This is a genomic window from Spirillospora sp. NPDC048823, assembly GCF_043198445.1.
GTDB lineage: Bacteria > Actinomycetota > Actinomycetes > Streptosporangiales > Streptosporangiaceae > Spirillospora.
The window spans coordinates 142,777-163,983 of the sequence record NZ_JBICUT010000007.1; the positions used below are offsets into that span (position 1 = coordinate 142,777).

17 protein-coding genes and 1 pseudogene are annotated in these 21,207 nt (G+C 71.8%); 10 read left to right on the top strand and 8 right to left on the bottom strand.

Going from position 1 to position 21,207, the window contains the following annotated elements; all coding sequences use genetic code 11:
- Positions 1–6: 6 nt before the first annotated feature.
- Together ACGFK0_RS18405 and ACGFK0_RS18410 are read right to left on the bottom strand one after the other, a co-directional pair.
- Positions 7–702, bottom strand: a complete 696-nt coding sequence (locus tag ACGFK0_RS18405; RefSeq protein ID WP_392906173.1) for an energy-coupling factor ABC transporter permease — start codon at positions 700–702, stop codon at positions 7–9.
- Between the two features lie 115 nt (positions 703–817).
- Positions 818–1,369: a disulfide bond formation protein DsbA gene (locus tag ACGFK0_RS18410; RefSeq protein ID WP_392906515.1), complete on the bottom strand. Its 552-nt coding sequence runs from the start codon at positions 1,367–1,369 to the stop codon at positions 818–820.
- Between the two features lie 232 nt (positions 1,370–1,601).
- Here ACGFK0_RS18410 and pepN point away from each other — a divergent pair, with 232 nt between their 5' ends.
- Together pepN and ACGFK0_RS18420 are read left to right on the top strand one after the other, a co-directional pair.
- Positions 1,602–4,136 carry an aminopeptidase N gene (gene pepN / locus ACGFK0_RS18415; protein WP_392906174.1) on the top strand — a complete coding sequence of 845 codons (2,535 nt, stop codon included), beginning with the start codon at positions 1,602–1,604 and terminating at the stop codon, positions 4,134–4,136.
- Positions 4,137–4,291: 155 nt separating this feature from the next.
- On the top strand, positions 4,292–5,290 hold the full coding sequence (locus ACGFK0_RS18420) for a hypothetical protein (RefSeq protein WP_392906175.1): 999 nt from the start codon (positions 4,292–4,294) through the stop codon (positions 5,288–5,290).
- Here ACGFK0_RS18420 and malQ read toward each other — a convergent pair.
- Together malQ and ACGFK0_RS18430 are read right to left on the bottom strand one after the other, a co-directional pair.
- A complete protein-coding gene (gene malQ / locus ACGFK0_RS18425; RefSeq protein WP_392906176.1) occupies positions 5,271–7,280 on the bottom strand; it encodes a 4-alpha-glucanotransferase in 2,010 nt (669 codons plus the stop codon). The two genes, ACGFK0_RS18420 and malQ, sit on opposite strands and share 20 nt — an antisense overlap.
- Before the next feature lie 28 nt (positions 7,281–7,308).
- On the bottom strand, positions 7,309–8,772 hold the full coding sequence (locus ACGFK0_RS18430; RefSeq protein ID WP_392906178.1) for an amidase: 1,464 nt from the start codon (positions 8,770–8,772) through the stop codon (positions 7,309–7,311).
- 198 nt (positions 8,773–8,970) lie between these two features.
- Between ACGFK0_RS18430 and ACGFK0_RS18435 the strand changes: the two genes are divergently transcribed.
- The 3 genes from ACGFK0_RS18435 (at position 8,971) to ACGFK0_RS18445 (ending at position 12,389) form a co-directional block, all read left to right on the top strand.
- Positions 8,971–9,831: a nuclease-related domain-containing protein gene (locus ACGFK0_RS18435; RefSeq protein ID WP_392906180.1), complete on the top strand. Its 861-nt coding sequence runs from the start codon at positions 8,971–8,973 to the stop codon at positions 9,829–9,831.
- A 242-nt stretch (positions 9,832–10,073) separates the two neighbouring features.
- On the top strand, positions 10,074–11,936 hold the full coding sequence (gene ilvD, locus ACGFK0_RS18440; protein ID WP_392906182.1) for a dihydroxy-acid dehydratase: 1,863 nt from the start codon (positions 10,074–10,076) through the stop codon (positions 11,934–11,936).
- Between the two features lie 105 nt (positions 11,937–12,041).
- Positions 12,042–12,389 carry a DUF1330 domain-containing protein gene (locus ACGFK0_RS18445; protein ID WP_392906184.1) on the top strand — a complete coding sequence of 116 codons (348 nt, stop codon included), beginning with the start codon at positions 12,042–12,044 and terminating at the stop codon, positions 12,387–12,389.
- Positions 12,390–12,414: 25 nt separating this feature from the next.
- Here ACGFK0_RS18445 and ACGFK0_RS18450 read toward each other — a convergent pair whose 3' ends face one another.
- Positions 12,415–12,636 (bottom strand): zinc ribbon domain-containing protein, encoded by a 222-nt coding sequence (locus tag ACGFK0_RS18450; RefSeq protein WP_392906185.1) that lies wholly within the window; start codon positions 12,634–12,636, stop codon positions 12,415–12,417.
- Positions 12,637–12,654: 18 nt separating this feature from the next.
- Positions 12,655–13,164 carry an HNH endonuclease gene (locus ACGFK0_RS18455; RefSeq protein WP_392906187.1) on the bottom strand — a complete coding sequence of 170 codons (510 nt, stop codon included), beginning with the start codon at positions 13,162–13,164 and terminating at the stop codon, positions 12,655–12,657.
- 275 nt (positions 13,165–13,439) lie between these two features.
- Here ACGFK0_RS18455 and ACGFK0_RS18460 point away from each other — a divergent pair, with 275 nt between their 5' ends.
- Together ACGFK0_RS18460 and ACGFK0_RS18465 are read left to right on the top strand one after the other, a co-directional pair.
- On the top strand, positions 13,440–15,569 hold the full coding sequence (locus tag ACGFK0_RS18460) for a prolyl oligopeptidase family protein (protein ID WP_392906189.1): 2,130 nt from the start codon (positions 13,440–13,442) through the stop codon (positions 15,567–15,569).
- A complete protein-coding gene (locus ACGFK0_RS18465) occupies positions 15,566–16,375 on the top strand; it encodes a class I SAM-dependent methyltransferase (protein ID WP_392906191.1) in 810 nt (269 codons plus the stop codon). The genes ACGFK0_RS18460 and ACGFK0_RS18465 overlap by 4 nt, the downstream gene beginning before the upstream one ends.
- 184 nt (positions 16,376–16,559) lie before the next feature.
- Here ACGFK0_RS18465 and ACGFK0_RS18470 read toward each other — a convergent pair whose 3' ends face one another.
- Entirely contained in the window at positions 16,560–17,165 is a 606-nt protein-coding gene (locus ACGFK0_RS18470) for a GNAT family N-acetyltransferase (RefSeq protein WP_392906192.1), read from the bottom strand.
- Between the two features lie 6 nt (positions 17,166–17,171).
- Positions 17,172–18,788 carry an XRE family transcriptional regulator gene (locus ACGFK0_RS18475; protein ID WP_392906193.1) on the bottom strand — a complete coding sequence of 539 codons (1,617 nt, stop codon included), beginning with the start codon at positions 18,786–18,788 and terminating at the stop codon, positions 17,172–17,174.
- Positions 18,789–19,225: 437 nt separating this feature from the next.
- Between ACGFK0_RS18475 and ACGFK0_RS18480 the strand changes: the two genes are divergently transcribed.
- The 3 genes and pseudogenes from ACGFK0_RS18480 to ACGFK0_RS18490 form a co-directional block, all read left to right on the top strand.
- Positions 19,226–19,513 carry a hypothetical protein gene (locus tag ACGFK0_RS18480; protein ID WP_392906194.1) on the top strand — a complete coding sequence of 96 codons (288 nt, stop codon included), beginning with the start codon at positions 19,226–19,228 and terminating at the stop codon, positions 19,511–19,513.
- A gap of 247 nt (positions 19,514–19,760) precedes the next feature.
- On the top strand, positions 19,761–20,756 hold the full coding sequence (locus ACGFK0_RS18485; RefSeq protein WP_392906196.1) for a mechanosensitive ion channel family protein: 996 nt from the start codon (positions 19,761–19,763) through the stop codon (positions 20,754–20,756).
- 72 nt (positions 20,757–20,828) lie between these two features.
- Positions 20,829–21,194, top strand: a pseudogene (locus ACGFK0_RS18490) (globin); the annotation flags it as partial.
- Between the last annotated feature and the right edge of the window lie 13 nt (positions 21,195–21,207).

The window sequence follows — 21,207 nt, forward strand, 5'->3', positions numbered from 1 at the left end:
TCCTCCTCAGGCCTGGGACGGGGTGGGCTGGGCGGTGCGCAGCTCGACCGGCTTCATCAGGCCGCGCGCCCCGTACACGAGGTCGGGCCGGACGGCGAGCACGCTCGACACGGTCACGGCGGTGATCAGCGCCTCGCCGATGCCGATCAGCACGTGCACGCCGAGCATCGCGGCGGCGACCTTGCCGATCGACACGTCCGCCGTCCCGCCGACCGCGTAGATCAGCGTGAACGCGAAGGCGGACGCGGGCACCGACACGAGCGCCGCCGCGAACGACGCCCCGCCCGCCGACGCCCGCGTCTTGGGCAGCACGCGCAAGAGCAGCCGGAAGACGGCGTAGCCCACCACGACGGTGACCAGCGCCATCAGGATGATGTTGACGCCGAGCGCGCTGAGGCCTCCGTCCGCGAACAGCAGCGCCTGCAGGAACAAGACGACCGAGACGGCCAGCACTCCGGTGTAGGGCCCGACGAGTACGGCCGCGAGCGCCCCGCCCAGCAGGTGGCCGCTCGTCCCGGCGGCGACCGGGAAGTTGAGCATCTGCGCGGCGAACACGAACGCCGCCGTCAGTCCCGCGAGGGGTGCGGTCCGGTCGTCGAGCTCGCGCCGCGCGCCGCGCAGCGCGATCCCGACGCCCGCCACCGCGACCGCACCCGCCGCGATCGACACCGGCGCGTCGATGAAACCATCCGGTACGTGCACTCCGAACTCACCGTCCAACCTGTTCTAGCGATGGGACCAGTGTGACGGCACATCAGCAGTAGTTGCAACATGGTCGCAATAGCAAGCGATGTGTGGCTCGGGGGTGACGGACGGGTCAGTCGAAGATCGGGTCGCGGGTGCGGCTGCGCTTCAGCTCGAAGAAACCGTCCGTGGCCGCGACGGCCAGCACGCCGTCGAAGAGCTTGACGGCCGCCTCGCCCCGCGGGGCCGGCGACACCACCGGGCCGAAGAACGCGTTGCCCTCGACCTCGATCACCGGGGTGCCGACCTCCTGGCCGACGCGGTCGATGCCGTCCTTGTGCGAGGCCCGCAACGCCTCGTCGTAGTCGGTGGACTCGGCGGCGTCGGCGAGCGCCGGGTCGAGACCCGCCGCGGTCAGCGCCTCCTCGAAGAAGGGACGGCCGAACTCCTGCTTGCCGTGGTGGCGGCGCGTGCCCAACTCGGTATAGAGCCTTCCGAGCACCTCCGGCCCGTACTTCTGCTCGGCGGCGATGCACACGCGCACTGGGCCCCAGGCGTCCTTGAGGCCCTGCCGGTACTCCTCCGGTACGTCCTTGTCCTCATTGAGGACGGACAGGCTCATCACGTGCCAGCGCACCTCGATCGGGCGCAGCTTCTCCACTTCAAGAATCCATCGGGAGGTCATCCAGGCCCAAGGGCACAGGGGGTCGAACCAGAAGTCCACGGGGGTGAGATCGTCCTTGGCCAACGTCGTCTCCTACAGCGCGATACGGGATGCCTTAAGGCGACAACCGGGGCGCGCCCGTCCCGATTCCCGCCCGCGTGAAGGTTTCCAATGACCGTGGCGTACGGGCCGGATCGCCCTGTGATTGGTAGACATGAGGGCACCAAGCGATTGAGCCGACCAAGGAGTTCATGTGGCAGGCAACCTCACGCGCGACGAGGCGCGGGAACGGGCCCGGCTGCTCACCGTCGAGTCGTACGCGGTCGAGCTGGATCTGACGACGGGTGAGGAACGTTTCGCGTCCACCACGGTGACCCGGTTCGGCAGTGCCGAGACGGGCGCCTCCACCTTCGTCGACCTGCACGGCGCCGTCGTGCGGGAGGCGACGCTGAACGGGAAGGCCCTGGACCCCTCGTCCTATGACCCCGAGAAGGGACGGCTGCCGCTGCCGGACCTGGCCGCGGAGAACGAACTCCGTGTCGTGGCCGACTGCGCGTACTCGCGTTCGGGTGAGGGCCTGCACCGGTTCGTGGACCCCGTCGACGACAGCGTCTACCTGTACTCGCAGTTCGAGACCGCCGACGCGCACCGCATGTACACCTGCTTCGACCAGCCCGACCTGAAGGCGACCTTCGAGCTGACCGTGCACGCGCCGGAGGACTGGGAGGTCGTCACCAACGAGTCGGCCGACTCCGCGTCCGGCGGGGTGTGGCACTTCCCGCCGACACCGCAGATCTCCACCTACATCACCGCGCTCATCGCCGGGCCGTACCACGTCGTCCGGGACGAGTACCGCCGCGACGACGGCACCGTCATCCCCCTCGGCGTGTACTGCCGGGCGTCGCTGGCAGAGCACCTCGACGCCCCCGCGATCGTGGACGTCACCCGGCAGGGCTTCGGCTACTTCGAGAAGGTCTTCGGCCGCGAGTACCCGTTCGGCAAGTACGACCAGCTGTTCGTGCCCGAGTTCAACGCGGGCGCGATGGAGAACGCGGGCGCCGTCACGTTCCTGGAGGACTACGTCTTCCGGTCGCGGGTCACCGACGCCGCCTACGAGCGGCGCGCCGAGACGATCCTGCACGAGATGGCGCACATGTGGTTCGGCGACCTGGTCACTATGCGCTGGTGGGACGACCTGTGGCTGAACGAGTCGTTCGCCACGTACATGAGCGTCCTGTGCATGTCCGAGGCCACCAAGTGGAAGGGCGCGTGGACGACGTTCGCGAACCTGGAGAAGGCGTGGGCGTACCGGCAGGACCAGCTGCCGTCCACCCACCCGATCTCCGCCGACATCCCCGACATCCGCGCCGTCGAGGTCAACTTCGACGGGATCACCTACGCCAAGGGCGCGTCCGTCCTCAAGCAGCTCGTCGCCTACGTCGGTCTCGACAACTTCCTGGAGGGCGTGCGGCGCTACTTCGACCGGCACGCGTGGGGCAACACCGTCCTGACCGACCTGCTGGGCGCGCTGGAGGAGACGTCCGGGCGCGACCTGGCGTCGTGGTCGAAGGAGTGGCTGGAGACCGCGGGCGTCAACACGATGCGGCCCGAGTACGAGGTGGACGCCGGCGGCGACTTCGCGTCGTTCGCCGTCCTGCAGGAGGCCAAGGCCGGCTACCCGACGCTGCGCTCGCATCGCCTCGCCATCGGGCTGTACGACAGGACCGCCGGCGGCCTCGTCCGGCGGGAGCGCGTCGAGCTGGACGTGGTCGGCGCCCGGACGGAGGTTCCGCAGCTCGTCGGAAAGAAGCGGCCCGACCTGGTCCTGGTCAACGACGACGACCTCGCCTTCGCCAAGATCCGGCTGGACGAGCACTCGCAGCGAACGCTGATCGAGAGCATCGGCGACATCAAGGAGAGCCTGCCGCGCGCGCTGTGCTGGTCGGCGGCGTGGGACATGACCCGCGACGCCGAGATGGCCACCCGCGACTATGTCCGTCTCGTCGCGAAGGGCATCCGCGGCGTCACCGACATCTCGGTCACGCAGACGCTGCTGCGGCAGGCCCGCCTCGCCGTCCAGCAGTACGCCGACCCGGCGTGGCGCACGGACGGCCAGGCGCTCTTGGCCGACACGCTGTCGGACCTGGCCCGCGAGGCCGAGCCGGGCTCCGACCTCCAGCTCGCCTACACGCAGGCGTTCGCCGCGTCCGCCGTCTCCGGCGACCACCTGGCGTTCGTCCAGGCCCTGCTGGACGGCTCCGAGGTCCTCGACGGCCTCACCGTCGACACCGACCTGCGCTGGTCCCTGCTCCGCCGCCTCGTCGTCACCGGCAAGGCGGGCGAGGCCGAGATCGACGCCGAGCACGAGCGGGACCGCACCGCCGCCGGCGAACGGCACGCGGCCGGCTGCAAGGCCGCGATCCCGTCCGCGGACGCCAAGTCCGCCGCGTGGGAGCGGGTCGTGTCGGGGGACCTCCCCAACGCCGTCTACCGGGCGACGCTCGGCGGGTTCGTGGAGCCCGACCAGGCCGACCTGCTGGTGCCCTACGTCGACCGGTACTTCGCCGAGGTCGGGCGCATCTGGAAGGAGTGGAGCAGCGACATGTCCCAGACGTTCGCGGAGGTCGCCTACCCCTTCCTGGTGATCGAGCAGTCGACGCTCGACCGCACCGAGGCGTACCTGTCCGACGAGAAGCCCCCGCCGGCGCTCGCCCGGCTCCTGTCGGAGGGACGCGACGGCGTCGCCCGCGCCCTGCGCGCCCGCGCGAAGGACGCCGCGGCCACGTGAGCCCGGCCGCGTGGACCTGCCCGCCGGGCCGGGCCACGTGCGCCGCGTCCACCTGACCCCGGCACCTGGGCGCGGCCACGTGAACGGGTCTGATTGAGCCTGTCCCCGACCCCCGTGACCATGGGATCGTTACATGGTCACGGGGAGGGGATCGCGTGGAGACGGTGCGGGACGTCCTGACGGCGCTGGCCCGGCGGTACGCGTTCGGGGACCTGGCCGCGCTCGTCGCGCGGGACCGTCTCGTCCCGGACGGCCGCGCGGGCGCCGTCGCCGCCCTCTGCGCGTTCGGGCAGCGCGTCCTGGACCTGGACGCCGAGGACTTCGGCATGCCCGAGGACGCCGGCGAGGTCCCCCACGACCTCCTCGACCGCGCCCGCGCAAGCCGGATGCCGCAGGCGGCCCGGGAACGTCCCCGCGGCGCCCTCGCCAGCCTCCGCCCCGCCTACTCCCTCCTGCTCGAGGTCATCGCGATCCGCTGGCACCGCCGCGACATGGCCGCGCTCGTCGCCGCCGTCCACATCGCGAGCGAGTACCTCCCGATGCTCGCGTGGGAGCCGGTCCTCGGACACGCCGGAGACCCCGCCCGCATCGGCGCGTCCGTGGAGGGCGAGGGCAGCCGCTTCGGCGTCCCCGTCGAACCCGGGTCGGCCCGCATGTGCGACCACACCCGGCCGGAACGCTCCGCGTGCGAACGCACCCTGCGCGTCTCCAAGGAGCCGCCGCCCGGCTGGCGCGCCTATCTCGACCGCCAGCACAGCCAGGTCGCCTCCGCCCTGGGCGACTGCGCCGCCCGCTGCCGGACCCCCTGCACGGTCATGACCCGCCTGGACGACCTCGTCCGCACCGACCTCACCGACCGCTGCAGACTCGCCTCCGACTTCACCGACGGCGCGCTCGTGAAACTCCGCCACGCCGCGCCGGTCGGTCACGGCTTCGGGGTCCCGTCCCCGGAGGAGGTCCAGGCGGCCTGGACCCGGGCCCGCAGGTCCCTGTCCAGACACCCCCTCGGCAAGACGGCCTTCGCCAACGCCGAGGACGACCGCTACCCTCTCCCGGGCCTCCCCGGCCTGTTCTCCGCCATCGCCGCGACCCCCCTGAGCCCCGACACCCTCCTCCACGACGTGACGACGAGGATCACGACGACGCTCTCCTGAAGAGCTTCAGGGCGTCGTGGGCCCGGAGGTCGTCCAGGAAGACGGGGCGGCCTTCGGGGCCGGACAGGGGGACTCGCCAGTTCGGGTACTCGTTCGTGGTGCCCGGCTGGTTCTGGGTGCGGCGTTCGCCGACGGCGTCGGCGAGGGAGATGCCCGTGAGGCGGGCGGGGGTGCGGGCCAGGAAGGCGTGCAGGGCCGTCACGATCTCGTCGTCGTGGTCCGCCGAGTCCGCGTCCAGAGCCCTCATGATCTCGGCCGGCGGGGTGGGCAGCAGGTTTTCGGCGTGCAGGACGGCCAGCCAGTCCGCGAGCCGGCGGCGATGGTCGTCCTCCTCGCCGGCGCGGGGCCGGGTGAGGAGGCCGAGGCGGTCGCGGAGGGCTATGTGGTCGCCGTGGACGAAGCCGGTGATCGGCGGCATGTCGTGCGTGCCGACGGTGGCGAGGGAGAGTTCGCGCCACCGGTCGGGGGGCTTGGGACGTCCCGCCGCGTCACGCTCGAACCACAGGAGGGACGTGCCGAGGACGCCGCGGTCGGCCAGGTCGTCGCGGAACCCGGGTTCCACGGTGCCGAGGTCCTCGCCGACGACCACGGCGCCCGCGCGTTCGGCCTCCCATGTCAGGCAGCCGAGGAGGGCGTCGCGGTCATAGCGGACGTAGGTGCCGTCCGCCGGTGAGCCGCCCTCGGGCACCCACCACAGGCGCGACACCTGCATGGCGTGGTCGAGGCGCAGCCCGCCGCCGCGCCGGAACGCCGTGGCCAGCATCTCGCGGAACGGGACGTAGGCGGCTTCGGCGAGACGGTGCGGATGCCAGGGCGGCTGGCCCCAGTCCTGGCCGCGCTGGTTGAACTCGTCGGGGGGCGCGCCGACGCTCATGCCGGGAGCGAACAGGTCGCGGTGGATCCAGGCGTCCGCGCTGCCGTGCGCGACGCCGACCGCCAGGTCGTGGACGATCCCGACCGGCATCCCGGCGTCGCGGGCCGTCCGCTGCGCCGCCGTGAGCTGGCCGTCCAGCCGCCACTGCAGCCAGGCGTGGAAGTCGACGCGGCCGGCGAGGCGGGCGGCCTCGTCCGCGACGGCCGGGCCCCCCGCGTCCTGGAGACCGGCGGGCCAGCGGCGCCAGTCCGGGCCGTGCTTCTCCGTCAGCGCGCACCAGGTGGCGAACGAGGTGAGGGCCGCCCCCTCGCGGTCGCGGAACCCGTCGTAGTCGCGCTGCGCCTCCGTGCCGCGCGGGAGCCGGTGGAGGGCTTCGAGGGCCTGCAGCTTGGCCGTCCACACCGCGTCGCGGTCGAGGGCGGCGTCGTCCGCGCGGAGCGGCGCCGCGAGGGCGGACAGGCGTTCACGGTCCTCGGACGGAAGGGCCGCGAATTCGGGGAGATCCTCGACGCGCAGGTAGATCGGCGCGGCGAACCGGCGGCTCATCGGCGAGTACGGGGACGGGTTCACCGGCGGGACGGGCTCGGTGGCGTGCAGCGGATTGATCAGCGTGAAGCCGGCGCCCAGCTCGCGGGCGCTCCAGGACGCGAGGTCCGCCAGGTCGCGCAGGTCGCCGAGACCCCAGGACGCGCGGGAGCGCACGGAGTACAGCTGGGCGGTGAACCCCCACAGACGGCCGGGCGGGTTCAGCCGGCGGGGCGCGACCAGCAGCGGCGCGGTCTCCGGCCCGGCGCGGAGGCGGTGCCAGCCGGGCGGAAGATCCGCCGTCGCGGGCACGGTCTCGCCGGACGCGAGTTCGACGGCCACGTCGCGCAGGTCCGCCGGCAGGCCGTCCCCGCGGCGCACGACGACGACCGGCGGCAGCCTGCGTCCCGGCTTCCCGGCGCGTTCCAGCTCCGCCCGGACGGCGGCGGGGGACGACGCGTCCACCCCCAGCGCCGCCAGGACGGACACCAGGGTGCCGGGCGAGACCGCCGCCTCCCGTCCACGCCAGTCGGTGTAGCCGGCCGCGACACCGTGCCGTCCGGCCAGCGTGATCAGCTCATCGTCACCCACGCCTGCACCATGCCCGGTGCGGGCGTGCTCACGCCGTCCAGATCGCGGGCTTGCGGCCGATCCACGGGCGGGCCTCTTCGAGCTGCGCGGACAGCGAGATCAGCGTGCCCTCGGCGCCGAGACGCCCCGCGAGCATGATCCCGATCGGCAGGCCGGACGTCTCCTCCCGCGGGGACGAGCCTCCGGGGGCCGCATCCGATGTCCAGTGCAGCGGGATGCTCACCGCCGGCTGCCCGGAGATGTTGTACGGCGCGGTGAAGGGGGTGAACTTCTTCTGCCGCGCGAAGTTCTCGGCGGGCTCCTGGTCGTGGAAGTACCCGACCGGGGCGGGCGGCTGCGCCAGCGTCGGATGCAGGATCGCGTCGAACTCGTCCATCACCGGGAACGCCGCGCGCAGCGCCCCCTGCAGCGCCGCGTGCGCCTGGAAGATCTGCGGCGCCGTCGTGGCCTCGCCGCGCGCCCGCAGCCAGCGCGTCAGCGGCTGGAGGAGGTGCTCGCTCTCGTCCGCGACGGGCGTGATCGTCGCCATGACGCCCCACAGCATCTCGAAGTGCGGGACGAGTTCGGGGCCGAGCACCCGCGGCAGTTCGACGACCTCGTGCCCCAGTTCCTCCAGCAGTTCGGACGCCGCCTCGTATGCGGCGACGCAGTCGGGATGCACCTCGGCGCCCGGCACGGCCGGCTCCATGCTCCGCGCGATCCGCAGCCTGCCCGGCGGGCGTTCGGCGTACGAGGCGAACGTGCCCCCGGCGGGCGGCGCCGCGTACAGGTCGCCGGGCATGTGGCCCGCCATCACGTCCAGCAGAAGGGCCGCGTCGCGGACGGTCCGGGCGATGGGCCCGTTCGTGGACAGCCCGAACAGGTCCGGGATGACCGGCCCCTGCGAGACCCGTCCCCGGGTCGGTTTGATCCCGAAGAGCCCGCACGCGCTGCTGGGGATCCGGATCGAGCCGCCGCCGTCGCTGCCCTGCGCGATCGGCGCGAGGCCGGACGCGACCGCGGCTGCGGCGCCGCCGCTGGACCCGCCCGCCGACCGGGAAAGGTCCCACGGTGTGCGCGCCGGCGGCGCGACGGCGCCCTCGGTGTAGCACGGCAGGCCGAACTCGGGCGTCGTCGTCTTGCCGAGGAGCACCGATCCCGCCTGCCGCAGCAGCGTCACGACGTTGTCGTCCGCGAACCCGGTCAGGTCGGAGTAGACGCCCGACCCGAGGGTCGCACGGACGCCGTCGACCATGTTCAGGTCCTTGACGGGGACCGGGACGCCGAGCAGCGGCGGCAGGTCCGCCGGGTCCGCGGCGTCCAGCACGGCCTTCTCCGCCTGCCGCGCCTCCTCGCGGGCGCGTTCGGCGGTGACCGTCACGTAGGCCCCGACCTGCTCGTTCAGTCGTTCGATGCGGGCCAGATAGTGGTCGGCGAGTTCGACCGGAGATACTTCCCTGGTGCGGACGGCCGCAGCCATCCGGGTGGCGCTGAGGTCATGGGTTTGTGTCACAAAACGGAACGCTAGACGCCGTGTGCGCGGGCATCAAAGAGGGCAGGGACGACTGCAGCGGCAGAAGGAGAAGAATATCCACGTACCCACCCGTCACGGCAGTGAATCACCTACGGATGGCGACAAAACTATTAACCCTGCATGACTAGTCGCCAACCGTCCGGATGATTACTCTGCGCACGGAGGATCATGCCCCCAATGGGAAAGGAATACGGAGCGTCACTCATGGCGATCATGGAGCGGGGCAACACGCAGGGGGCCAGGGGCCATCCCCGGGCCCAGTCGGACGCAACGGGGTCGGAGGAAACGCGTGAGCACCACCACCAGGCTCCGGTGAAGGAGCGTCCCGAGGAGAGCACCGCCGCCGCGATGCTCGCCGATCCCAGGATCCGCCGCTGGCTGTGGCCGGCCGGCGTCGCCGCCGCCGCCGGCGCCGCCGCCTGGGTCCTGACCTCCTGGCGGCTCGGCGTCACCGTCGCGGTCCTGGTGATCGTCGGGGACGTCGTCCAGCGGTCGCGCAAGAGCTCCACCGTCGCCGCCTGGCAGAAGTCCTCGGCCGCCGAACGGCGCACCGAGAAGCAGCTGAAGTCCCTCCAGCGCAACGGGTACCTCGTGCTCCACGCACGCGCCGTGCCCCGCGACGACGAGGGCGTCAGCGACGGGCGCATCGACCACCTGGTGATCGGGCCGAGCGGCGTCTACGCCATCGACTCCGAGAAATGGGACAAGCGCCTCCCCGTGCGCACCATGTCCCACCTCAAGCTCTTCCACGGCCCCTTCAACAAGAAGGATCGCCTGGACGAGGCGCGCTGGGAGGCCCAGATGGCGAGCAGCATCCTCGCCGAGCGCGTCGGCTTCGAGGTGCCGGTGCAGCCCTCGGTGGCGATCTACGGGCCGTCCATCCCGTGGAAGGTCATGCGGGTCCGCGACGTCGACGTCTACGCGGGCAACCGGGCGCGCGCGTACCTGCGCCGCCGTCCGAAGATCCTGACCGACGGCGACGTCCAGCGCATCTTCCAGGCGGCGGAGAAGGCCCTGCCGCCGAAGTACCCCGACTAGCACGTGGGGGCGGCCCTCTTCACCGGGCCGCCCTGGCTCAACGACGAGCCCGAGCCGGGACGCACGCGTCCCGGCTTTCTTCATGCCCCCGCACCGGTTGGTAGCATCGGGGGCACACAGGCCGGCCCGCGCGCGACCTCCGCTGAGCCGGCGGCAGCGCCGCGATCCGCCGCTGCGAGCACGTACATCGCTCCCACACCGCGGGATCGCCCACGTCACGTCAACCGTTGGAGAGGTCACACATGCCACCGCTCAGGTCACGCACGGTCACCCATGGCAGGAACATGGCGGGCGCCCGCGCGCTCATGCGGGCCAGCGGCGTGGAACGCGAGGACTTCGGCAAGCCCATCGTCGCGGTGGCCAACAGCTACACCCAGTTCGTGCCCGGCCACGTCCACCTGAACGAGGTCGGCACGGTCGTCGCCGGCGCCGTCCGCGAGGCCGGCGGCGTCCCCCGCGAGTTCAACACCATCGCCGTGGACGACGGCATCGCCATGGGCCACGACGGCATGCTGTACTCGCTGCCGTCCCGCGAAGTGATCGCCGACGCGATCGAGTACATGGTCAACGCGCACTGCGCCGACGCCCTCATCTGCGTCTCCAACTGCGACAAGATCACCCCGGGGATGCTGCTGGCCGCGCTGCGCCTCAACATCCCGGCCGTGTTCGTCTCCGGCGGCCCGATGGAGGCCGGCAAGCCCGTCGAGGGCGTCATGGGCGGCAACAAGCTCGACCTCATCGACCCCATCATCGCGTCCGCCGACGGCTCGGTCGCCGAGGACACGCTCCTCGAAATGGAGGAGAGCGCCTGCCCGACCTGCGGGTCCTGCTCCGGTATGTTCACCGCCAACTCGATGAACTGCCTCACCGAGGCGATCGGGCTGGCGCTGCCCGGCAACGGCACCGTCCTCGCCACCCACACCGCCCGCCGCCGCCTCTACGAGGACGCCGGCCGCACGGTCGTGGACGTCGCCCGCCGCTACTACGAGAACGACGACGACAGCGTCCTGCCGCTGAACATCGCCACCCGCGAGGCGTTCGCGAACGCCATGGTCCTGGACGTCGCCATGGGCGGCTCCACCAACACGATCCTGCATCTGCTCGCCGCCGCGACCGAGGCCGGCGTGGACTTCGGCCTGTCCGACATCGACGAGCTGTCCCGCCGCGTCCCCTGCATCTGCAAGCTGGCCCCGGCCACCGGCAAGTACCACGTCGAGGACTGCCACCGCGCCGGCGGCGTCCCCGCCCTCCTCGGCGAACTGAACCGCGGCGGCCTCCTGCACCGCTCCGCCCACTCGGTCCACTCCGCGTCCATGGACGAGTTCGTCGCCAAATGGGACGTCGGCTCCCCCGACGTCCTGCCCGAGGCCGTCGAGATGTACCACGCGGCGCCGGGCGGCGTGCGCAGCACCTCCGCGTTCTCGCAAAGCGCGCGCTGGGAGTCCCTCGACCTCGACCGCGAGGACGGCTGCATCCGCTCCGTCGAGCACGCCTACACCGCCGACGGTGGCCTCGCCGTCCTGCGCGGCAACATCGCCCCCGACGGCGCGATCGTCAAGACCGCCGGCGTCGAAGAGGACCTGTGGACGTTCACCGGCCCCGCGGTCGTCTTCGAGTCGCAGGACGACGCCGTCGAGGGCATCCTCGGCGACAAGGTCAAGGCCGGTGACGTCGTCGTGATCCGCTACGAGGGCCCGAAGGGCGGCCCCGGCATGCAGGAGATGCTGTACCCGACGAGCTTCCTCAAGGGCCGCGGGCTCGGCAAGGCGTGCGCGCTGATCACCGACGGCCGCTTCTCCGGCGGCACGTCCGGCCTGTCGATCGGGCACGCCTCCCCTGAGGCGGCGGGCGGCGGCATCATCGCCCTCGTCGAGGACGGCGACCGCATCGTGATCGACATCCCGAACCGGGTCCTCGAACTCGACGTCCCGTCCGACGAGCTGGACATCCGGCGCGAGAAGCTCCTCGCCGACCTCGGCGGGTACCGTCCCCGCGACCGGCACCGCCCGGTCAGCGCCGCCCTGCGCGCCTACGCCGCCATGGCCACCTCCGCCTCCACGGGCGCGGCCCGCGACGTCGGCCAGCTCGACCGCCCGAACGGCTGAGCATTACCCGCCAGGTAATCGCTTTCGTTCCGCATCGCGGGCCAGAGTGGACTCACCGGCCGGGGCCTACCGGCTCCGGCCGCGCCATTCTCGAAGGAGACCGTGATGACCGCCTACGCCCTCGCCCACCTGCGCCCCCCGGCACCGCTCCACGACGACGTCTTCATCTACATGGAGCGCATCCAGGCGAGCCTGGACCCGTTCGGCGGCCGCTTCCTCGTCCACGGCAGCGACCCCGAGGTGATGGAAGGGCCCGTGGACGGAAGCTACGTCCTGGTCGAGTTCCCCGACATCGACAAGGCCCGCGCCTGGTACGAGTCGGACGCCTACCAGGCGATCCTGCCCATGCGCACCGACAACATGGAGGGCACCGCCGTCCTCCTGCACGGCGTCGCCGACGACTACGACGCCGCCGCGACCGCGAAGTTCGTCCGCGCGGCCCAGACCGCCTGACACGGCGCCACCGTGACGAAGGAAACTAGGAGCAGCAGCCTCCGCCGCAGCAACCGCCGCCCCCGGCGCTCGGCGGGGGCGAGGGGGCGCCGCCTCCGGAGGTGCCGGTGACGGCGACCGTGGACAGGAGCTTGACCGTGTCGTCGTGGCCGTCCGGGCAGGAAGCCGGATCGGACGCGTTGATCATCGGACGGGTGACCTCGAAGGTCGACCCACAGGCGCGGCAGCGGTAGTCATAGCGAGGCACGCCCCAAGGATACGCGTCTCACGCGGCGGGTTCGGTGACGTACGGGGCCCATTGGGGGTCGCCGTCGTGGACCAGCCCGATGAGGCGCCAGTGGGCGCCCCGGGGGACGGCGGGGGTGATGGTGAGCGCCCAGCCGAGTTCGGAGAGCAGGCGGTCTGCCTTGCGGTGGTTGCAGGTCATGCAGGACGCGACGCAGTTCTCCCACACGTGCTTGCCACCGCGGCTGCGGGGGTGGACGTGGTCGATGGTCTCGGCGCGCCGGCCGCAGTAGACGCAGCGGAAGTTGTCGCGGCGCATGAGGGCGGCGCGGGTGAGGGGGACGCGGGTGCGGAAGGGGATGCGCACGTAGCGGCGGAGCCGGATGACGGACGGGACGTCGATCGACATCGTCGCCGAGTGCAGGGCCGCGCCCGAGGTGTCGTGGTGGACGATCTCCGCCTTCTCGCGAAGCACGAGGCAGACCGCCCGCCGGAGCGGGAGCGTGGTGAGTGGTTCGTACGTCGCGTTCAGGAGGAGGACCTGTCGCATCAGACGCCCTCCGCCGGGCCGTGCCGGTGATTCGCCTCGGCGGGCGCGGCGGAACGCGCCTCGAACCGAGGCCCGATTATGTTCTCCGGTTCCTGCGCTCTCGCCATGAGGACCTCCCCAGGGGCGAACCGACCAGAATCAGTGTGGCGTCTCAGGGAGGCCGTCCGCTACCCCAATAATCCCCCTTCGAGCGGCCGATCGAACACGAACACGCGTTCGCGGCGGGTCGCGGTATGCGGGACGGGCAGTCCGGAACGGCCAATACAGTGCAACTCATGACGCCGTATCCGTCCGCGAAGCGCCAGGACATCGTCGACGACATCCACGGTCACCGGGTCGCCGACCCGTACCGCTGGCTTGAGGACGCCGGAAGCGACGAGACCCGGGAGTGGCTCGCCGCGCAGGACAAGCTGTTCCACAAGGTCGCGGACGCCCTGCCGGGGCGGGAGACGCTGCGGCGGCGGCTCGGGGAGCTGCTCGGCGCGGGCAGTGTCGGCGCCCCCGTCTGGCGGGGCGAGCGGTGCTTCTTCACCCGGCGCGCCGCCGACCAGGAGCATCCGGTGCTCTACACGGTCGATCCCGGCGGTTCCGAGCGCGTCCTCGTCGACCCGATGGCCCTCGACCAGGACGGGACGACGACGCTGGACGGGTGGCAGCCCGACAAGGAGGGACGCCGGCTGGCCTACAAGATCTCGACCGGCGGGGACGAGGAGTCGCTGCTGTACGTCATGGACGTCGCGACGGGCGAGCGGGTGGAGGGGCCGATCGACCGGGCGCGGTACTCGTCGGTGGCGTGGCTGCCGGGCGGCGAGGCGTACTACTACGCGCGGCGGCTGCACGCGCGGGACGTCCCGGCGGGCGAGGAGCAGTACCACCGGCGCGTCTACCTGCACCGGGTCGGCACCGAACCCGACACCGACGATGTGCTGATCTTCGGCGCCGGGATGGACAAGACCAACTACTACGGGGCCGGCGTCAGCCGCGACGGGCGCTGGCTGACGATCTCGTCGTCGCAGGGCACGGCGCCGCGCAACGACCTGTGGATCGCCGACCTGTCCGCGTCGCCGCCCGGCGCCCCCGAGCTGCGCGTCGTGCAGGAGGGTGTGGACGCCGGCACCGGCCTGCACGTGGGACGCGACGGCCGCGCCTACATCTTCACCGACCGTGACGCACCGCGGTCCCGTCTCTGCGTGACCGACCCCGCCGACCCGTCGCCTGAGACGTGGCGGGACCTCGTCCCGCAGGACCCCGAGGCCGTCCTCACCGACTTCGCGATCCTGGACGACCTGGACAGGCCCGTCCTGCTCGCCGGCTGGACGCGGCACGCGATCAGCGAGATCACCGTCCACGACCTGGAGACCGGGGAGCGGCTCGGGTCCGTCCCGACGCCGGGACTGGGGTCGATCGGCGGGATCGTCGAGCGGCCGGAGGGCGGGCACGAGGCATGGTTCGGGTACACCGACAACGTCACTCCGTCGTCGGTCATGCGCTACGACGCGCGGACGGGCGAGACCACGCTGTGGGCGTCCGCCCCGGGGACGGTCGACGTTCCCGATGTCGAGACACGCCAGGTCACCTACACCTCCCGGGACGGGACCGAGGTACGGATGCTGGTGGCGTCCCGTCCGGGCCTCTCCGGGCCGCGCCCGGCGATCCTGTACGGGTACGGCGGCTTCAACATCTCGCTGACGCCGTCGTACTCGGCGAGCATCCTCGCCTGGGTGGAGGCGGGCGGCGTCTACGCGGTCGCGAACCTGCGCGGCGGCTCCGAGGAGGGCGAGGAGTGGCACCGCGCCGGGATGCGCGAGCGCAAGCAGAACGTCTTCGACGACTTCCACGCCGCCGCCGGGAAACTCGTCGACGACGGATTGACCACGCCGTCGCAGCTCGCGATCTCCGGCGGCTCGAACGGGGGGCTGCTCGTGGGCGCCGCGCTCACCCAGCGTCCCGACCTGTACCGGGCTGTGGTGTGCTCGGCGCCGCTGCTGGACATGGTCCGGTACGAGAGCTTCGGACTGGGGCAGACGTGGAACGACGAGTACGGAACGGCCGATGACCCCGAGGAGTTCGGCTGGCTCATCGGCTACTCCCCGTACCATCACGTCCACGCCGGCACCGCGTACCCGGCCGTGCTGTTCACGACGTTCGGCAGCGACACCCGCGTGGATCCGCTGCACGCCCGCAAGCTCTGCGCCGCGTTGCAGCACGCGACCGCATCGGACGCACCGGTCCTGCTCCGCAACGAGGCGGAGGTCGGGCACGCCGCCCGCTCGGTGAGCCGCTCCGTCGACCTGATGGCCGACACGCTCGCCTTCATGGCCGCGCAGACCGGCCTCGGCCTTCCCGCCGCGGGCACGGGGCCGGGGCGCGGCGATGAATTGACGAGTGGTCTAATACGAGGGTGAGCAAGTCGACCGTGCGCGGCGCGTCAGCCGTGGAACGCGTGCTCGGGCTGCTGAGGGATCCGCCCGCGGAGCCGGACACGTCCGCCGGCCACCTCGACCTGCTCGGTCCCGGCGCGCAGCCGTCGCCGTCCCTCGCCCAGTCGGCGATGGAGTCGACGTTCCTGCCGCAGATCTACGAGCGCGTGTGGCGGCCCGTCGGGTTCAACCTGGCCAAAGGCTGGCCGTTCGGCCCGGACACCGCCGCCGAGCACGCGATGGCCCGCGACTGGCTCGGGCTCTCCCACCCCGGCTACGCGGCCCGGCCACCCGCGACCGTCCTGGACGTGGCGTGCGGACCCGGCAACGTCACCCGCGCACTCGCCGAAGGCGTCGGGCGGGGCGGACTCGTCGTCGGGCTCGACACGTCCCAGACCATGCTCGCCCGCGCCGTGGAGGACACCGCGGACGGCGACGTCTGCTACGTCCGCGGCGACGCCGTCGACCTCCCGTTCCGGGACGGGACGTTCGACGCCGTCTGCTGCTTCGGCGCGCTGTACCTGTTCGACGACCCCTGGACGGCCCTGGACGGCATGACCCGCGTCCTCAAACCCGGCGGCCGGCTCATCATCCTCACCTCGCGGCGCCCCGTCCCGCTGACCGCGGCCCGCATCGGCGGGGAGCTCATCCGCCGCGCCACCGGTCTCACCGTCTTCGGCGACCGCGAGATCACCAGGGCCCTCTCCGAGAGGGGCTTCACCGCCGTCCGGCAGCACCGCTACCCGCTGATGCAGGTGGTCGGAGGCAGCCGCGGCCACCCCCTCCCCTAGTCGACGACCGGGGATGACGCTACGCTCCCACCAGAACGCGCACGGGAACACTCCCGTGCGACATCGCCCCCTCCTGGGGTTGGGAAGCCTCCAGGAGGGGGTTTGGTGTTCGAGCCCAACCCCGGGCCGCGCGGCCTCGCGGCGGACCGCGCCTCCGGCGCGAGGCCCCGCGGCCCGGGTGTCTTCAGCGGAGCGGCTTCTCTATGTAGATGTTGACGATGCCGCCGATCGCCTCCCGGCGCGTCTCCGTCCAGCCGAACTTGCGGTAGAGCTCGAGCGCCGGGGCCTGCAGTTCGGTCGTGTCGCCGCGCAGGACGCGGTAGCCGAGCTCCTTGGCACGTTCCTCCAGGGCCTGGACGACGGCGGCGCCGTAGCCGCGGCGCTGGACGGCGGGCAGGACGCGCAGGCGGACCATCTCGACGGCGTCGAGGACCGGGTTGCCGGGCGCGTATCCGCCGAACGCGCGGGCGCGGCCGCCGGGGACGAGGTCGGCGCGGCGCAGGCCGCCCATGGCGACGATCCCGCCGTCGAGTTCGCCGACGATGAACTCGCCGTCGTTGCGGAGGTAGATGTCCTCCATCCGGAAGAAGTCGTGGTCGTAGTAGACGCCGTCGCCGGGACGCAGGCCGACCTGGGCCAGGCCTTCGCGGTGCAGCGCGAGGACGATGCCGTGGTCGGCGGCGTGGTAGCGGCGCAGCCTGAGCTCTCCGAAGCTCCAGACCGGCGGCTCGTCCTGGATCCGGACGAGAGTGTGGGCGGGGTGGTCCTGCCAGGGGGTGTTGTCGGGCATGCCGCGTCAGACCTGCTCGGACGGGGAGACGGACGGGCGCTCCTGCGCCGGGCTGGTGACCCAGGGGCCGGCGAGCGCCTCGTAGAAGTCCTTCAGCGCCGGTATCTCGCCGTGCTTGGCGGCGACGGCCGCGCCGATCTGGCGGGCGCGGTGCACGAGGATGTCGGACCGGTGGTCGGACGGCAGTTCGAGGATGGCCTCCCGCCCGGCCACGAGCGCGCCGTCGGGGTTGCCGGCGTGGAACTTGCACATGGCCCGGTCGAGGCGCACGAGGGTCAGGTCGACGCGGTCGGTGGGCGAGTAGAGGGTGAGGGCGTGGCTCAGCACCTCGTCGCCGTGCTTGTGGTCGCCGAGGCTGGTGAACGTGTCGCCCTCGTAGAAGGCCATCTGCCGGTCGGTGAACCCGTACACCAGGTCGCTGGTGTCGGCCTTGGAGAGCTGGTCGAACACCGAGCGTCCGCGGACGAGGGCGCGGCGGGCGCTGGGGGCGGCGTCGCCGCGTCCCCGCATCGCGAGCATGCCGAGCGCACGCGCCTCCACGGCGGGCGCCATGGCACCGGCGACGCCGGGCGTGCGGCCGGCGAGGTCTTGTGCCTTGCGGGCCAGGTGGAGGGCCTCGCGGGGATCGCCGTAGTACATCGGCACCAGGGACTCACGGACGGTCACCCAGGCGCGCAGCTGCCGGTCGCCGGTCTCGTCGGCGGCGGTGCGCGCGGTACGGAAGAACGAGCGGGCCAGCCGGTGGTCACCCAGGTTGATCATGATCAGGCCGGAGAGCCCGGACAGCTGGGCCGCGATCCGGCACAGGCGTTCCTGCAGCTCGACCGGCTGGCGTTTGTCGCACATGCGGCGCACCTCGCTGAAGTCCAGCAGGACGTCGCAGAGCATCCGGAGGGACGGGGTCGCCTGGTACTGCTGGCCGTAGCCGTAGGTCGTCTCCTCCCACTGGTCCAGCATGGTCGGCGAGACGGTCGCGCCCACGAGTGTGTCGTCCATCTTGCGGCGCAGGTTGTCGACTGCCCCAAGGAACTGACCGTCGAGCGCCACGCCCGCTCCGGCCAGCAGCTGCAGCAGGGTCCTACGAAGCACGATGTCCTCCTCTCCCACATCAATGGTCAGGGGGCCGTCGGCGCGGTCCGGGCCCCGTAGGTCGTTGACGGTTGCCCAGGGACGTTCGTCGGCCCTGGGGATGATCGCCCCGACGAGCGCGTCGGGGTCGGGTGCCGGGCGCCGGTCGGGTTGCCGCGGCTGCGGGACGCTCGCCGCCCCGGGGCGGCCCGCGTGACCGCGGCCGCAGATGCAGGGACCCTGGTAGTCGAGGGCGTCGGGTTCCACCCGGTAGACGGCGCAGAGATAGTGCAGATACTCGGGGCCGGGTCTCTTGTAGCCGCTCTCATAGGCGGACAGCAGCGTCTCCCCGAGGCGGGGCGCGGGTTTGCCGTCGACCTCGTAGAGCGCCTTGACCTGCGCCACGATGTCGGACAGCGCGACACCGTGGGCCAGGCGGTGCGCCTTGACCCTGCTGGTGCCGAACAGCGGTCCGCACTGCTCGTGGATCTCCTGCGCGATCTCGACCGGACCGTGTCCCCGCCCCAGAGCGCGCGCACGGATCCGGCGAGCCACGTCCGTTTCTTTCCGAGGGGGGTCCGACATCCTCCGGCCTCCTCCCGTCGTGCCGGGACGCCGCTCTCCCGGGGGAGAGGGCGATCGTCCCCGCCACGGCGACCGGTCACTTCACTTGATGGCCACGACAGATAATCTTCCGCGCACGCAGCGTAACCCTCGCCACGGGGGCGGCCAAGCGATTCCACAGAAGAAGCGGCGGTCAGGGCACCTCCCGCCTCCCCGGGGTAGAGATTCTTCCTCCACAGGGGTGCAGGCTTCCCCTGAGGTGGGGGAATTCGGTACCGGACGCCACGCCCCGTCACTTGACCCGCACCCGTGAGAGTTGCGATTCTCGCCGCGAGTGACCGAACGGATTCACAGAGTCGATCAAAGACAGCCGTCAAAGCCGGTGCTCGCCCGTGGAGCCGGCGCTCTCCAACGGAGGGGGTGTGAAGGTGGTCAGCGACAGACGCGTCGGCTACCTCGAGGAGCTGGAGCACGAACTCGACACTCAGGGCCTCGTCGCCCGCGTCGTCAGGACCCGTTCGGGGCCGGCGTTCCTGCGGGTGGTGAACCCGGAGGCCGCGAGCCTCGCGGAGGACGTCACGTGCGCCCCGGCCCCGGAGACCACGGACCACTACTTCTGGTGGTCCTGGGGGGAGCGCATGCACCGCGTCGACGACGTGGGAGGCGCCGCGATGAAGCTGGCGCACGTCCTGCAGCCCCGGGACGCTCTGACATGACGCTCTGAGAACCCGGGCGCCCCCGAGACCGAGCGATCCCGCGAGGCCGTGGCCAGGACGGCGCGGCAGCCGCGGACCCCGCGGGACACGCTCGCCCGATCAGCCCCTCCCCGGCCGGGCCGGGACACGTCGCCAGCGGTAGTACGAACCGGTCGGAACCGTCCCCTACGATCAGGCTCGTACCCGCCGCGGGTCCACGGCGAGGTGTCCAGGCACCACTCACGACGGCCGGGGAGGGTCTGCCGCCATGTCACTCGCCGTCGAACCGTTGCTGCCGTGGGCCCAGGACGGCTCCCCCGAGGCCGCCTGCCGCGACCGGACGCCCACCGCCTCGTGCCGGCTCGTCTGGAACATCTCGCACAACACCGACTTCACCCGGTTCTACTCGACCTGGCTCGACGGTCCCCTCACCACCCTTTTCTGGATCATCGTCACCCTGGTGGCCGCGCTGATCGTGAAGAGCATCGCGCACCGCATGATCACCAAGGTCACGCTGCGGATGGCCGAGGGCACGATGTCGGAGCGGGTCAGGGAGCGTTCCCGGACGGTCTTCGAGGGCAACCCGGCCCTGCTCAACAAGCGGCGGGCCCAGCGCGCCCAGACGCTGGGCTCGGTGCTGCGCTCGATCGCGTCCGTGCTGATCATGGGGACGGCGGCGTTCAGCGTGCTCGGCTCGCTCGGCCTCAACCTCGCGCCCATCCTGGCCAGCGCGAGCGTCATCGGCGTCGCGGTCGGGTTCGGCGCGCAGAACATCGTCAAGGACCTCCTCGCCGGGCTGTTCATGCTGCTGGAGGACCAGTACGGCGTCGGCGACTACATCGATGTGGGCACCGCCAAGGGGACGGTCGAGGCCGTCACGCTGCGCGTCACCCGGATGCGCGACATGGACGGCGTCGTCTGGTACGTCCCGAACGGTGAGATCAAGAAGGTCGGGAACGAGTCGCAGAACTGGGGCCGTGCCGTCCTGGACATCCCGGTCGACATCCACGAGGAGACCGAGCGGGTCAAGGAGATTCTGCAGACCACCGCCGACACGATGGTCGCCGACGCGCCCTGGAGCGACCTCGTCCTGGAGGAGCCCGCCGTGTGGGGTGTGCAGGCGCTCGCCGGGGACGCCGTGGTCATCCGCGTCGTGCTGAAGACGGCCCCGGGCAGGCAGGGCGACGTCGCCCGCGAACTGCGCGAGCGGGTCAAGCGGGCGTTCGACGAGGCGGGCGTCACGGTCGCCACCCCCGCCCCCTGATCGATCAAGATCGGGACCGGGGCCCGCAACGGCGCGCGTCTCGCATAGGGTGGGGAAGCTATGGCTGAACAGGTGACCTTCTATGAGGCGGTCGGCGGCGAGGAGACCTTCCACCGGCTGGTGCACCGCTTCTACCAGGGTGTCGCGGACGACCCCGACCTTCGCGCCCTCTACCCCGAGGAGGACCTCGGCCCCGCCGAGGAGAGGCTGCGGCTTTTCCTGATCCAGTACTGGGGCGGCCCCAACACCTACAGTCAGCGGCGCGGGCATCCCCGGCTGCGGATGAGGCACGTGCCGTTCGTCATCGACGAGGCCCAGCGGGACGCCTGGCTCCGGCACATGCGGGTGGCGGTGGAGGATCTGGGGCTTCCCGAGCCGCTGGAGCGGCAGCTGTGGAACTACTTCACCATGGCCGCGCAAAGCTTGGTGAACGCCCCGACATAACAGGGTA